Raw genomic sequence first — 13,595 nt, 5'->3', positions numbered from 1 at the left:
GCTCCTTGTCGAACATTAAGAAATTCTGTATATTCTTGATATTCTGACAATTGGAGGCAGTATGCGAAAGTTTGCAGCCGGAGACCTTACGCGTAACACAGGCGATCTGTTCGAAGCTGCGTCCGTCGCTCCCGTCGCTATCACAAAGCACCGGAAGCCCCGTTATGTGGTCATGTCCATGGAACGCTACGAAGCGCTTATGAAAAGCGCAAATTCGCAAATAGCTATCGATGTGGCAGACATGCCGGAAGAGCTGGGCAAGCTCTGGGATAAGGGGGTCGAGGACCATTTCCGTGGCCGCTGATTTTCCCAAGGCCGGACAGATTATCGAATATCATTATCTCTGGAAATGGCAGGCGGATCGGGGCGAAACCGAAGGTCGTAAAAAGAGGCCGAGTTGCGTTGTTCTGGTGGTGAAAGACCATGCCGGAAATCATTTGCTGTTCATTGCGCCGATCACAAGCAAGGAACCTGCAACGGGCCGCGAGGCTGTCCTGATCCCGGAGACAGAAGCGCTCAGGGCCAATCTCGACCGTGATTTGCGCCTCTGGGTCATGGTCGACGAGTTGAATGCCGATATTTTGGAAAAGTCCTATACTTTAGAGGATCGTACGCCTCGCGGACAATTCAGCCAGGCATTCACCGACAAGCTCATCCGTGCAGTGAATGACGTACGAGCGGCGGGAATGTTGAGGCTTTCGAAACGGACGTAGCTAAGCGCCGTCACGCATGCCCCACATCATTGACCAGCCGCGACAAATCAATGCCGAGATGGGCGAGCAAACGCTCATATTTGGTGGAGATGTCGCCGTCGAAAAGCAGATCGCGCGAGGCGGGGCAGGTCAGCCAGCCATTGCCGGCAATTTCGGCTTCCAGTTGTCCCGGCGCCCAGCCGGAATAGCCCAGCGCCATCAGCGCCTGCGACGGGCCGCCATTGCCGGCGATGGCGCGCAGGATATCGACTGTCGCGGTTAGGCAGATATCGTCTGCGACGGGCATGGTGGAATCCACCATGTAATCGTCCGAATGGAGGACGAAGCCGCGGCTCTGGTCCACCGGCCCGCCATTGCGGACATGGATATGGCGCATGGCTTCGGGCAGGCTGATGGCCTCCTCCTCGCCTATCACACCAAGCTGCACCAGCAGGTCGGAGAAGCGCAGCGACTGGACCTGATTGATGATGAAGCCCATGGCGCCTTCGCTGGAATGGGCGCAGATATAGACAACCGTACGCGCGAACCGGTCATCGCCCATGCTGGGCATGGCGATGAGGAACTGTCCGTTTAGAAACCCTCTGTTTCTTGGTGTCGTGTTGAGAATATCCATGGGGACAAAGGTAGCAACGGATCGGAAAATGGCAAAGAGATTTCCGCAAACGCGGTTTATTCTTGTTAGCAAACGGCTTGATAAAGCCATCGTTCCACGGCAATTTTCACCGATGAAAAATAGCTTTATCCTCCTCGCTCTCCTGCTCGCAGTCTTCTTCGCGCCAAGCGCCGGCTTTGCCGCAAGTTCCCCCTTCGCGGAGGCGGCGGGCGGCAAGGTGCGGCTGCTTATCGATGTGCCGGAAAAGCCGGAGAAGCGCTTGCGCGGAGCGATCCAGATCGACCTTGCCGATGGCTGGAAGACCTATTGGCGCGACCCGGGCGATGCAGGCGTGCCGCCGCAGCTCGACCTTTCGGCAAGCAGTAATGTAGCAGGCAGCGAAATCGCCTTTCCCGCGCCGCAGCGTTTGCCCGACGGGACGACGGGTTACAAACATTCCGTGCTGCTGCCCGTGACCTTCGAACTCGACAAGGCGGATGCGCCGACGCGCGTCAAGGGCCATGTGTTTCTCGGTCTGTGCGAGACGATCTGCATTCCCATGCAGGCGGAATTCGATCTGCCGGTGACGCCGGGCGAGAAGGATGCGCTGGCGCATACTTTGGTCAGTGCCGCCTTCGACCGCTTGCCCGAGCCTGCATCCCCGGAATTCGGCATCCTGCAGGCAGCCCGCAAAGATGGGAAGGCGATCTTCGACGTCCGACTGCCCGACCAGAACGGCCCCGCCGAACTATACATCACCAGCGAAACGCTGGGATTCGCGGCGCCAAAGCTTCATGGCGAGCGCTTCTCCAGCAAAATTCTCAGCGCTTCCGACAAATGGGCCAAGCCGGCGAAAGTCGAATATACGCTCGTGCAGGGCGACAAGGCCGTTTCGGGGAAAGTGGAATTGCCTTGACGGAAGCCGGACAGGCTATATCTCTAGCCCATCCGATAGTTTCAAAGGAGGGTTTCATGACGATTACGGTTGGCGACCAAATTCCCGAGGCGACGTTCAAGGTCAAGACCGCCGATGGCATCAAGGATATGACCGGCGAGGAGCTGTTCAAAGGCAAGAAGGTGGTGCTGTTTGCCGTTCCCGGCGCATTCACGCCGACCTGCAGCCTGAACCATCTGCCGGGCTACCTGGAAAATTACGACGCCATCATTGCCAAGGGTGTGGATACGGTCGCCGTGGTGGCTGTCAACGACCCGTTCGTCATGGGCGCATGGGCGGCGAGCACCGGCGGCGAAGGCAAGATCGTCTATCTCTCCGATGGCAATGCCGCTTTCACCAAGGCCATGGGCCTCGATGCCGACATGTCCGGCGCGGGCTTCGGCACGCGGTCCAAGCGCTATTCGGCGCTGGTTGAGGATGGCGTGGTGAAGGCGCTCAATGTCGAGGAAAAGCCGGGCCAGGCGGTGACGTCAGGGGCGGCGGAGATGTTGAAGCTGCTGTAGGTTTGCACATTGGAGACGTCGGCGGGACAGTACCCCCCTCTCTCCTGCCGGACATCTCCCCGTCAAGGGGGGATGACGGCTCTTTATTCTGCGATGTTGACGATTAATTCTGCAACATTGGTGACTGGCGAAAGTGGACCTCCCAGCCAATCTCCCCCCTTGAGGGGGAGATGTCCGGCAGGACAGAGGGGGTGCTTCAAGCGCCATCGCTCGCCCAATAACTGCTTACCCCACCACCGTCGTAGAAACCCGCGCCCCTCCCCGCTTGAACGGCTCCATGCCCGCCCGCGCCAGCGCGTCGGCTCGCTCGTTCTCGGGATGGCCGGCGTGGCCCTTTACCCAATGCCACGTCACCTTATGCCGCCGGTTGGCCTCATCCAGGGCCTGCCATAGCTCGCCATTTTTCACCGGCTTCTTGTCCGCTGTTTTCCAGCCGTTCTTCTTCCAGCCGTGAATCCATTTGGAAATGCCGTCCATGACATATTTCGAGTCGGTGTAAAGCTGCACCTCGCAGGGCTCCTTCAGCGAGGAGAGCGCCGAGATCGCCGCCATCAGCTCCATGCGGTTGTTGGTGGTGTTGGGCTCGCCGCCGGAAAGCTCCTTCTCCTGCCCGTTCCAGCGCAAGACCACGCCCCAGCCGCCCGGCCCCGGATTGCCCGAACACGCGCCATCGGTGAAAGCTTCGATCATTTTCATACATGTTCTCCGGCCAGCCCGTATTCGGCCGGCGAATTGATCTGGCGGTGGAACCGCATGCGACGGACATATTCCATCGGGTCCTTCTTGACGACGAAGCTGCCATCGGGAACCGTCAGCCAGTCGTAAAGCCGCGTCAGCATGAAGCGCAGCGCCGCGCCGCGCGCTAGGATCGGCAGAGCTGCGGCCTCTTGCGGAGAGAGCGGGCGGACGGAATTATAGCCATGAAGCAGCGCCGTGCCCTTGGTCAGGTTGAAGGAGAAATCCTTCTCGAAGCACCAGGCATTGAGGCAGACGGCCACGTCATAGGCGAGCAGATCGGTCGAGGCGAAATAGAAATCGATGAGCCCGGAAAGCCGGTCGCCCAGGAAGAAGACATTATCAGGGAAGAGATCGGCGTGGATGACGCCTGACGGCAGCGTCGAGGGCCAGTTCGCTTCCAGAAAGGCGAGATCGCTTTCTGCTTCCGCCACCAGCCCCGGCTCCACCTCGTCGGCGCGGTCCCTCGCCTTCTCCCAGAGCGGACGCCAGCCGGCAACGGAGAGCGCATTCTCGCGCCGCATGGGAAAATCCTGCCCGGCCAGATGCAGCCGCGCCAGCGCCTCGCCGACCGCGTGGCAATGGGCGACGGTCGGGCGGCGCATCCACATGCCCTCGAGGAACGTGACGATGGCGGCGGGCCGGCCGGCGAGCTCGCCGATCGTCCCGCCATCCTTCCGGCGAACCGGCAAAGGGCAGTCAATACCCTTTGTCGCCAGATGCTGCATCAGCCCGATGAAAAACGGAAGATCGTTCCGGTTCACCCGCTTTTCATACAGCGTCAGGATGAAGGAGCCCTTGTCGGTGTGGAGCAGATAGTTGGAATTCTCCACGCCCTCGGCGATGCCCTTGTAGGACGTGAGGCAGCCGATGTCATAAAGGTCCAGAAAGGCGGCGAGTTCGATCTCGTTGATGTCGGTGTAGACTGCCATGGGAATCCGGTGAGATAGGGAATAGTGAGTAGTGAAATAGTAAAATAGCCCTACCTCACTATCTCACTGTTCACTACTCACTACCTCTCCCCGTTCACAAACGCCATATCCCGCGGCGTCAGTTCCACATCGCGCAGCTCGCGATTGACGAGAAAGTTCTCCGTCTCGATGGCGGTTTCGGCGAGGTCGATGGTGACGTCGTAACGGTCGGAGAAGGCTTCGATGATCTCGTCCACGATGATCTCCGGGGCGGAAGCGCCCGCCGACAGACCCACGGTCGAGATGTCGCCGATGCGGTCCCATTCGATGTCTGCGGCGCGCTGCACCAGCATGGATTGGCGCGCGCCGGCGCGTTCGGCCACTTCGACGAGGCGCTTGGAATTGGAGGAATTGGGTGCGCCGACGATGAGGAACAGGTCGCAGCCGGGCGCCGCCGCCTTCACCGCCTCCTGCCGGTTGGTGGTGGCGTAGCAGATCGATTCGGCTGCGGGGGCCGTCAGTTCCGGGAAGCGGCGCTGCAGCACGGCGACGATGCCTGCCGTATCGTCCACCGAAAGCGTGGTCTGGGTGACGAAGCCGAGCTTCGACGGGTCCTCCGGCTGGTAGGCTTCCGCGTCTTCCATGGTCTCGATGAGGGTCACCGAGCCCTCCGGCAATTGCCCCATGGTGCCGATGACTTCCGGATGGCCGGAATGGCCGATGAGGATGACATGGCGGCCCAGGCGCTGATGGCGCATGGCCTGCTTGTGCACCTTGGAGACGAGCGGGCATGTGGCGTCGAGATAGAAGAGGTTCTTCGCCATCGCGTCTTCGGGCACGGATTTCGGCACGCCATGGGCGGAGAAGACGACCGGCTGGCCGCGATGCGCCTCGGGGATTTCGTCCAGTTCCTCGACAAAGACAGCGCCCCGCGCCTGCAGCCCCTGCACGACATAGCGATTATGCACGATCTCATGGCGCACATAGATCGGCGCGCCATATTTCTTGAGCGCCAGCACCACGATCTGAATCGCCCGGTCCACGCCGGCGCAAAAGCCGCGCGGTCCGCACAGGCGGATTGTGAGGGGGTGTTTTTGGGTCATTCTTGAACCTTCTTCGATGTCTGCCGCGGCGACAGGTTCGCGCCCTTCCCTCCCCCTTGCGGGGAGGGTGGCCCGATAGGGTCGGGTGGGGGTGGTGACGTTTGCGCCACGGTTCTTCGAAGCAAGCGCAAACGTCACCACCCCCATCCGCCCGCTGACGCGGGCACCTTCCCCGCAAGGGGGGAAGGAGGGGCGCGGTGCTTGGCACCACTCTTAACCTCTTACCCGCGCCGCCGCCAGACCCATACGCCAACCACCCCCGCCAAAGCCGCCGCCAGTCCATACCACGTCACCGCATATTGCAGATGGTTGTTGGGCAGGTCGATGATGGTGACGCCGCCGACCGGCAATCCGCCGGGGTTGGGCGCGGTGCCGGCGTCGATGAAGAAGGGCACGGTCCTTGCGGGGTCGAGACCCGCCGTCTTCACCATCGCCGCCCAGTCCTTCCAGTAGAACATGTTCTTGACCGGATCATTGTCCGGCACGAGCGAAGACGGCTTCTCCACCAGGGGATTGCGCGTGAGGCCTGATATCGTCACCTCTCCGGCGATCTGGCCTTCGGCCCGCGTGGCGGCGTCCTTGCGATCATAGGGGACGAAACCGCGATTGACGAGGACGGCCCGGGCATTGGCGATTTCCAGCGGCGTATAGACGTAGAAGCCCGACCGGCCCTGATGGGTGGCGAGGAAATGCCGCTCGCCCTGATGCAGAAACCGGCCCGTCACGGTCACCGGCCAATATTCGACGTCGCCGGTCTTGGCATAGAGCGCTTCGATTTCGGCCAGCGGGCGCGACGCGGATGCGACACGCTCGCGGATCGTCTCAAGCAGCCCTTCCTTCCATTTGAGCCGCTCCACCTGCCATGTGCCGAGCGCGATGAGCACGCAGAAGGCGGCAAGGCTCAACGCGGCCACGACCCAGGGGAAACCGCCGCGCTTCGCAACAGTCCCGGTCATTGGTCGAGACGGCCTTCCGCCGCCTTGTTGCGGTATTGCAGGGTGATGAGGATGCCCTTGATCCAGCGCAGAAGAACGAGGCTGAGGATGATCGCCAGCGGCACCCAGAGGATAAAATGCACCCAGAGCGGGGGTCCAAACGATACCTCCATCCACAGCGCCAGTCCGACCACGATGAAGCCAATGATGAGGATGACGAAGGCGGCAGGGCCATCGCCGGAGTCAGCGAAGGCGTAGTCGAGGCCGCAATGGTTGCATTGTCTGGCGGTCGTCAGATAGCCCTCGAACAGCCGTCCCTCCCCGCAGCGCGGGCAGCGGCCGAGGATGCCGGCGCGGATGGGCTCTACGGATGTGGGTAGTGGTGGGGTGTGGGGCATGGTTTGACCTCATAGGGCAGCTTCGCCGAACGGGCGTGCACCCTCCCTCCCCCTTGCGGGGGTCCGAAGGACGGGCGAGACCCGTGGCTCGCCCCAGCAAGTGGCCCGAAGGGTCGGGTGGGGGTGGTGACGTTTGTGCCAAGGTCTCCAGCAAAAGCGCAAACGTCACCACCCCCATCCGCCCGCTAGCGCGGGCACCTTCCCTGCAAGGGGGAAGGAGGGGTGCTAGTTCTTACCCCTCGAACATCGGAGCGCCCCAGCCGCCCCAGACATAGATGGCGAAGAAAAGGAAGAGCCAGACGACGTCGACGAAGTGCCAATACCAGGCCGCCGCCTCAAAGCCGAAATGGTTCTTCGGGGTGAAGTCGCCGCGGATGGCGCGGATGAGGCAGACGAGGAGGAAAATCGTGCCGACGATGACGTGGAAGCCGTGGAAGCCGGTGGCCATGAAGAAGGTCGCGCCGTAGATCGAGTTCTTGAACTCGAACGGGGCGTGCATGTACTCATAGGCCTGCACGAAGGAGAAGAGCACGCCCAGCGCGACCGTCAGGGCCAGGCCCCAGACGAGGCCCTTGCGGTCGTTCTGCAAGAGCGAATGGTGCGCCCAGGTGACTGTCGTGCCCGACAGCAGCAGGATGACGGTGTTATAGAGCGGCAGGTGCAGCGGGTCGAGCACCTCAACGCCCTTCGGAGGCCAGACGCCGCCGGTGAAAGCAGCACGGGCGACCTGATGCACCTCGTTCGGGAAGAGGCTCGCGTCGAAGAAGGCCCAGAACCAGGCGGCGAAGAACATCACCTCGGAGGCGATGAACATGATCATGCCATAGCGCAGGTGAATCTGGACGACGCGGGTATGGTAGCCCTCGTTGCCTTCCTTGATGACCGCCGCCCACCAGCCATACATGGTGTAGAGCACCAGCACGAGACCGATGACGAACAGCCACGGGCCGACAAAATTGATGCCGAACAGGTGCAGATCGCTCTGGTTCAGCCAGCGCATATAGGCAATGCCGCCCAGCGCCAGCACGAAGGCGCCGACGGAGCTCAAGAATGGCCACGGACTCGGATCAATGATGTGGTAATCGTGATTTTTCTGGTGAACGTCAGCCATTTCAATCCCCAAGGTTCGTCTTCATCCCCGCTTCGCCATGTGGCGAGGCTCTCTTTTACCAATGCAGGCCCGGATGGATAACACCGGACCCCTCTACAAGTTTCCGTTCCCCTCCCCGGCCTTCTGCCCGGCGCTCTGGGCGACGGGCTGCGGCTTGTCGATGGAGAAGAACGTATAGGAAAGCGTGATCGTCCTTATATCCTTCAAGTCCGGATCGTTGACGATGTCGGGGTCGACGAAGAACACCACCGGCATGTCCATGTCCTCGCCGGGCTGCAACGTCGTATCGGTAAAGCAGAAGCACTGCACCTTGTTGAAATAGGCCCCGGCGCGCTCCGGCGTCACGTTGAAGGTGGCGCGGCCGGATGTCGGCTGCCCGGCGACATTGCGGCCCTCATAGCTGATCTGCTTCGTCTCGCCGATCCTGAGCGACACCTGCCGCTGTTTCGGCTTGAAATCCCAGGGCAGCGAGCCGGATGTGTTGGCGTCGAAGCGGACGTTGATGGTACGGTCGAGGATGACGTCGGACATCTGCTCGACCCGCTGCGTCGTGCCGCCATAGCCGGTCACTTGGCAGAAGAGCCGGTAGAGCGGCACGGAGGCGTAAGCAAGCCCGACCATCGACGAAAAGAGCGCGACGCAGGCGATGGCTACCTTGCGGTTGGAGCGGTGGGTGTTTGCTACCGGCTTCGTCACTTCCGTCATGATATTCTACCCCGGAATGGAAACGCCGGCGGGACAGCGCCCCCCTCTGCCCTGCCGGGCATCTCCCCCGCAAGGGGGGAGATTGGCTGGCACGCCTGTCGGCCCTCATCCTTCAGCGCCCGCGATTGGTGACGAACCTCAATGAAGGCGTAATCTCCCTCCTTGCGGGGGAGATGTCCGGCAGGACAGAGGGGGGCGCCTAGCGATGACATCGAAACAGGAATCCCCCTCACATCGGCCTTACGAACACATTCGCGCCAAGCTTGGCAAATGTCCCCACATAGACCAGCACCACGAACAGCGCGAGCGCGATGGCGATGGCGAGCGAGCGGCTGCGCTGGGCTTTTCTCTGCTTGTCGGTGAGGCTGACAGTTTCGAGCTGGTTGGGCATTTGCGTCATCCTCATGCACCCATCCAATGCGCGGCGTTCATTACGATGATCTCTCCGAGGAGAACCGCGAACAGGCCGAAGAGATAAAGAAGCGAAAAGCCGAAAAGTTTCTTGGCCGATTTCAGCGCCAGTTCGGGCAGTGGTGCGCGCCAGAGGCGGAAGGCGTAGGCGACGAAGGTGACGCCCAGCAGCGCCGACACCACGCCATAGACCGGCCCGGCGAAGCCCATGACCCAGGGCAGCACGCCGACCGGGGCGACGAGCAGCGTATAGAGCAGAATCTGCAGCTTGGTGGAGGCCTCGCCGCGTACATTCGGCATCATGGGGATGCGGGCGGCGGCGTAGTCATTGGTGGTGAAGAGCGACAGCGCCCAGAAATGCGGGGGCGTCCACAGGAAGATGATCATGAAGAGCGACAGGCTTTCCCAGCTCACCTGCCCGGTGGCGGCGGCCCAGCCGATCATGGGCGGGAACGCGCCCGCCGCGCCGCCGATGACGATATTCTGCGGCGTGGAGCGCTTCAGCCACATCGTATAGACGACGGCATAGAAGAAGATGGTGAAGGCGAGAAGCGCGGCGGAGAGCCAGTTGACGAAGAGGCCCAGCGTCACCACCGAGAAAGCCGAGAGGACGAGCCCGAAGACCAGCACTTCCTCACGCGAGATGATGCCCGCCGGAATCGGGCGGTTGCGGGTGCGCTTCATGACAGCGTCGATATCGGCGTCATACCACATGTTGAGCGCGCCCGACGCGCCGGCGCCGACCGCGATGCAGAGAATCGCGATGGTGCCCAGCACCGGGTTCACATGCGCAGGCGCAAGCATGAGCCCCACCAGCCCGGTGAAGACGACAAGCGACATGACCCGCGGCTTCAACAGGGCGAGGTAATCCCCCGCCCGCGCCTCGGAAAGGCGGACGCCGTTTTCGTTGTTCTGATCGACCAGGGCCATAATGCTTGCCTTCGTAATGAAGGGAGTAAGTGCGTAGAGGAGTAAGGGAATATGTTTTTCCCTACTCCCTCATTCCCTTACTCCCCTATTCCCTTACCTGATGCGCGGCAGCTGTTCCCACTGGTGGAACGGCGGCGGAGAGGAGAGCTGCCATTCCAGCGTGGTCGCGCCTTCGCCCCACGGATTGGCCCCGGCCTCGCGCTTCTTCGCGAAAGCCTCGAACACACCGTAGAGGAAGATCAGCACCGCGAAGCCGGAAATATAGGAGCCATATGACGAAACCATGTTCCAGCCGGCGAATGCATCGGGATAGTCGATATAGCGGCGCGGCATGCCCGCCAGACCCAGGAAATGCTGCGGGAAGAAGATCAGGTTCACGCCGACGAAGGTGACCCAGAAGTGCAGCTTGCCGATGAACTCATTGTACATGTAGCCGGTCATCTTCGGGAACCAGTAGTACCAGGCTGCGAAGATGGCGAAGACGGCGCCGAGCGACAGCACGTAATGAAAATGCGCGACCACGTAGTAAGTATCGTGCAGGGCGCGGTCGAGACCGGCATTGGCGAGCTGGACGCCAGTCACGCCGCCGATGGTGAAGAGGAAGATGAAGCCGATCGCCCAGACCATCGGGGTGCGGAAGGTGATCGAGCCGCCCCACATCGTGGCGATCCAAGAGAATATCTTGATGCCGGTGGGCACCGCGATCACCATGGTCGCGAAGACGAAATAGCGCTGCGTGTCGAGCGACAAACCGACCGTATACATATGGTGGGCCCAGACGATGAAGCCGACGACGCCGATGGCGACCATGGCATAGGCCATGCCGAGATAGCCGAAGACGGGCTTCTTCGAGAAGGTCGAGACGATGTGACTGACGATGCCGAAGCCCGGCAGGATCAGGATATACACTTCCGGATGGCCGAAGAACCAGAACAGATGCTGGAACAGGATCGGGTCGCCGCCGCCATCGGGCGCGAAGAAGGTCGTGCCGAAATTGCGGTCGGTCAGAAGCATGGTGATGCCGCCCGCCAGAACCGGCAGCGAGAGCAGCAGAAGGAAGGCGGTGATCAGCACGGCCCAGGCGAAGAGCGGCATCTTGTGCAGCGTCATGCCGGGGGCGCGCATGTTGAGGATCGTCGTGATGAAGTTGATCGCGCCCAATATCGACGACGCACCGGCGATATGGAGGCCGAGGATGACGAAGTCCATCGCGGGGCCCGGCTGGCCGGAGGTCGAGAAGGGCGGATAGATCGTCCAGCCGCCGCCGGAGCCCCAGGCGCCGGCGGGGCCGGGAACGAACATGGAGATGATGACGAGCAGCAAGGCCGGCGGGAGCAGCCAGAACGACACATTGTTCATGCGCGGGAACGCCATGTCGGGTGCGCCGATCATCAGCGGGATCATCCAGTTGGCGAAGCCGCCGATGAGCGCGGGCATGACCATGAAGAAGATCATGACCAGCGCGTGCGCCGTGGTGAACACATTGAACATGTGCTTGCCGGCATCCAGCGCCGCGTCGCCCTCGACGCCGTAGACCATGGAGGCGAGGCCGTGGAAGATCTGGATGCCCGGCTCCTGCAATTCGGCGCGCATGGCGATGGACAGCGCGGCGCCGATGATGCCCGAGATGATCGCGAAGATCAGATAGAGCGTGCCGATATCCTTGTGGTTGGTCGAATAGACCCAGCGGACCCAGCCATGCGGCTTGTGGTCGTCATGGGCCGCGTGAGCAGCAGTGCCTGCCATGAAATCGCTCCCGTTTCATTATGTAAGGGAGTAAGTGAGTAGGGAGTAAGGGAGTATGTTTCCTCCCACTTATTCCCCTACTCCCTTATTCCCCTATTCCCTTTCGAAGCTCGGCTCAGTTGCCGACCACCTTAACATTCTTTTCCGCGTCGATGGAGGCCATCAGCGCCTTGTTCGCGCCCTGCAGATCGTTGCGGGCGGCGGCGAGCCAGGTGTCGTATTGCTCCTGGCTGACGACGCGCACGGCGATGGGCATGAAGGCGTGATCCTTGCCGCACAGCTCCGAGCACTGGCCATAGTAAAGGCCCGGCTTGTCGGCCTTGAACCAAGTCTCGTTGATGCGTCCGGGAATGGCGTCCATCTTCACGCCGAAGGCCGGCATGGCCCAGGAGTGGATCACGTCGGCGCCCGTCACCAGAAGACGGACGGTGGTGCTGACCGGGACGACCACTTCATTATCCACCGCCAGAAGGCGCGGATAGACGGCGCGGTCTTCCTTGCCAGCGGCAGCACGGTCGGCGTCCTGCAGCAGCAGCGAATCGAAGCTGACGGGATTGTCGACCTGGTATTCATAGCCCCAGTACCACTGATAGCCCGTGGCCTTGACGGTCAGCTTCGCCTCGTCGGGGGAATATTGCGCCGTGAGCAACTGGAAGGACGGAATGGCGAGAAACAAGAGCACGACGACCGGGGCGACGGTCCAGATGACCTCGATCAGCGTGTTGTGGCTGGTCTTGGACGGCTCGGGATTGGCGCTGGCGCGGAAGCGCAGCATGACCCAGATGAGCAGCACCAGGACGAGAATCGTGATCGGGACGATGAACCAGAGCGTATAAGCCTCGAACCAGTGAATCTGCTCGGCGATGCCGGTGGCCGCGTCCTGAAAGCGCCACTCCCATGGCCGGGGCTGATCCGCATGCGCGGCCGGGCTGGACAAGAGCACCGCGAGAGCGCCCCCCAAAGCACCCATCGTCGTGACAATGTTCTTATTCACGTAAGATTCTCCCGATTGCAGGCCTGCTTCCATATTCTTTGCCCGGGCGTCACAATGCTGCCCGGTTCTCGCCGCTGTTCAAACCACACAATATCCCACACCGCAAGGAAGGCGAAGATGATCCCATGCGGCATTTTTGCGCGTTTGCTTTATATCAAGGCGATGGGGTTGGCGTGCGACTGCGAAGACTGCCTTATCGGTAATGAAAACGGCACTGGATAATTTCCAGCTGCTGGCTGCTCCCAGACCCTGAAACGCAATAAAAGAGGCGATGCTCGCCGGAAATCCGGCGGGACCAGAAGCCTGCGAGGTCGCCCTTCAACGGTTCGGGCTTTCCCAGACCCGCAAAAGGGGTTCGTTTCGCATTTCTGATCAGATCATTGATTTTAACGACCATCTGCTGGTCGTGCTGCTGCCAGTATTCGTATTCTTCCCACGCATGCGGGGTCCAGACCAGCCTCATTAAAGTGTTGGGTCTTTTTCGATTACCGACCCGCTACGCAGTTGCCGGATGCTGTCCCGCAAGCGCTCCGCATTTGCCGGGGTGGAGAGCAGGTGTAACGTTTCCTGCATGCTTTCAAATTCGCCTTCGGCGATCACGACGACAGCTTCCGACCCCTGCCTCGTTACGAGCAAAGGAGCGCGAGAGGTGATGACATCGTCAAAATGAGATGCGATGTTTTGCCGAAATTCGGTCAGGCGGACATGAGCCATGCCGGATACTCCCAAAAATGTACGTAATTATGTACAGACTTGAGGCGGACGAATCAAGAGCCCCAGCTTTTGGCTCCCCATAATCCAGCCATGTTTTCCCGGCACGGAGCAATTAAGCGATCTCTTTTCTTCCCCGGCA

General features: G+C 61.1%; 16 protein-coding genes and 1 pseudogene. 3 read left to right on the top strand and 14 right to left on the bottom strand.

Features of this window, described 5'->3' with window-relative positions; genetic code table 11:
• The first annotated feature begins 293 nt into the window (after positions 1-293).
• Positions 294-713, top strand: a complete 420-nt coding sequence (locus ACOWVG_RS02065; RefSeq protein ID WP_420959806.1) for a hypothetical protein — start codon at positions 294-296, stop codon at positions 711-713.
• Positions 714-723: 10 nt separating this feature from the next.
• On the opposite strand, the gene ACOWVG_RS02060 is transcribed toward ACOWVG_RS02065, so the two are convergent.
• Positions 724-1,326, bottom strand: coding sequence for a YqgE/AlgH family protein (locus tag ACOWVG_RS02060; protein ID WP_420959805.1), 603 nt, complete (start codon positions 1,324-1,326; stop codon positions 724-726).
• Between the two features lie 112 nt (positions 1,327-1,438).
• Between ACOWVG_RS02060 and ACOWVG_RS02055 the strand changes: the two genes are divergently transcribed.
• Positions 1,439-2,221, top strand: a complete 783-nt coding sequence (locus ACOWVG_RS02055; RefSeq protein ID WP_420959803.1) for a protein-disulfide reductase DsbD domain-containing protein — start codon at positions 1,439-1,441, stop codon at positions 2,219-2,221.
• A gap of 56 nt (positions 2,222-2,277) precedes the next feature.
• Complete coding sequence (locus ACOWVG_RS02050; RefSeq protein ID WP_420959802.1) at positions 2,278-2,763, top strand: peroxiredoxin; 486 nt, start codon at positions 2,278-2,280, stop codon at positions 2,761-2,763.
• A 225-nt stretch (positions 2,764-2,988) separates the two neighbouring features.
• Here ACOWVG_RS02050 and rnhA read toward each other — a convergent pair whose 3' ends face one another.
• The 13 genes and pseudogenes from rnhA to ACOWVG_RS01985 all read right to left on the bottom strand — a co-directional run bounded on the left by rnhA (position 2,989) and on the right by ACOWVG_RS01985 (position 13,456).
• Complete coding sequence (rnhA, locus tag ACOWVG_RS02045) at positions 2,989-3,459, bottom strand: ribonuclease HI (protein WP_420959801.1); 471 nt, start codon at positions 3,457-3,459, stop codon at positions 2,989-2,991.
• A complete protein-coding gene (locus tag ACOWVG_RS02040) occupies positions 3,456-4,430 on the bottom strand; it encodes a homoserine kinase (RefSeq protein ID WP_420959799.1) in 975 nt (324 codons plus the stop codon). The genes rnhA and ACOWVG_RS02040 overlap by 4 nt, the downstream gene beginning before the upstream one ends.
• A gap of 80 nt (positions 4,431-4,510) precedes the next feature.
• The gene (ispH, locus tag ACOWVG_RS02035) at positions 4,511-5,512 is read right to left on the bottom strand and encodes a 4-hydroxy-3-methylbut-2-enyl diphosphate reductase (RefSeq protein ID WP_420959798.1); all 1,002 of its coding nucleotides are present in this window, start codon (positions 5,510-5,512) and stop codon (positions 4,511-4,513) included.
• A 221-nt stretch (positions 5,513-5,733) separates the two neighbouring features.
• The gene (locus ACOWVG_RS02030) at positions 5,734-6,468 is read right to left on the bottom strand and encodes an SURF1 family protein (protein ID WP_420959796.1); all 735 of its coding nucleotides are present in this window, start codon (positions 6,466-6,468) and stop codon (positions 5,734-5,736) included.
• Positions 6,465-6,865, bottom strand: a pseudogene (locus ACOWVG_RS02025) (DUF983 domain-containing protein). The gene ACOWVG_RS02030 and the pseudogene ACOWVG_RS02025 overlap by 4 nt, the downstream one beginning before the upstream one ends.
• A 212-nt stretch (positions 6,866-7,077) precedes the next feature.
• Entirely contained in the window at positions 7,078-7,956 is an 879-nt protein-coding gene (locus ACOWVG_RS02020; protein WP_420959795.1) for a cytochrome c oxidase subunit 3, read from the bottom strand.
• Between the two features lie 93 nt (positions 7,957-8,049).
• Positions 8,050-8,661: a cytochrome c oxidase assembly protein gene (locus ACOWVG_RS02015; RefSeq protein ID WP_420959794.1), complete on the bottom strand. Its 612-nt coding sequence runs from the start codon at positions 8,659-8,661 to the stop codon at positions 8,050-8,052.
• Positions 8,662-8,890: 229 nt separating this feature from the next.
• A complete protein-coding gene (locus tag ACOWVG_RS02010) occupies positions 8,891-9,052 on the bottom strand; it encodes a hypothetical protein (protein ID WP_420959793.1) in 162 nt (53 codons plus the stop codon).
• A gap of 11 nt (positions 9,053-9,063) precedes the next feature.
• The gene (locus ACOWVG_RS02005; protein ID WP_420959792.1) at positions 9,064-10,002 is read right to left on the bottom strand and encodes a heme o synthase; all 939 of its coding nucleotides are present in this window, start codon (positions 10,000-10,002) and stop codon (positions 9,064-9,066) included.
• Positions 10,003-10,095: 93 nt separating this feature from the next.
• The gene (gene ctaD / locus ACOWVG_RS02000; RefSeq protein ID WP_420959791.1) at positions 10,096-11,748 is read right to left on the bottom strand and encodes a cytochrome c oxidase subunit I; all 1,653 of its coding nucleotides are present in this window, start codon (positions 11,746-11,748) and stop codon (positions 10,096-10,098) included.
• A 115-nt stretch (positions 11,749-11,863) separates the two neighbouring features.
• The gene (coxB, locus tag ACOWVG_RS01995; protein ID WP_420960153.1) at positions 11,864-12,709 is read right to left on the bottom strand and encodes a cytochrome c oxidase subunit II; all 846 of its coding nucleotides are present in this window, start codon (positions 12,707-12,709) and stop codon (positions 11,864-11,866) included.
• 226 nt (positions 12,710-12,935) lie between these two features.
• The gene (locus ACOWVG_RS01990) at positions 12,936-13,205 is read right to left on the bottom strand and encodes a Txe/YoeB family addiction module toxin (RefSeq protein WP_420959790.1); all 270 of its coding nucleotides are present in this window, start codon (positions 13,203-13,205) and stop codon (positions 12,936-12,938) included.
• Positions 13,205-13,456: a type II toxin-antitoxin system Phd/YefM family antitoxin gene (locus ACOWVG_RS01985; protein ID WP_420959789.1), complete on the bottom strand. Its 252-nt coding sequence runs from the start codon at positions 13,454-13,456 to the stop codon at positions 13,205-13,207. The genes ACOWVG_RS01990 and ACOWVG_RS01985 overlap by 1 nt, the downstream gene beginning before the upstream one ends.
• Between the last annotated feature and the right edge of the window lie 139 nt (positions 13,457-13,595).

This window comes from Brucella sp. IR073, assembly GCF_049065735.1.
Lineage (GTDB): Bacteria > Pseudomonadota > Alphaproteobacteria > Rhizobiales > Rhizobiaceae > Paramesorhizobium.
Note: the sequence above shows the minus strand (reverse complement) of the source record. Positions and strands in the feature narration are given on the sequence as shown.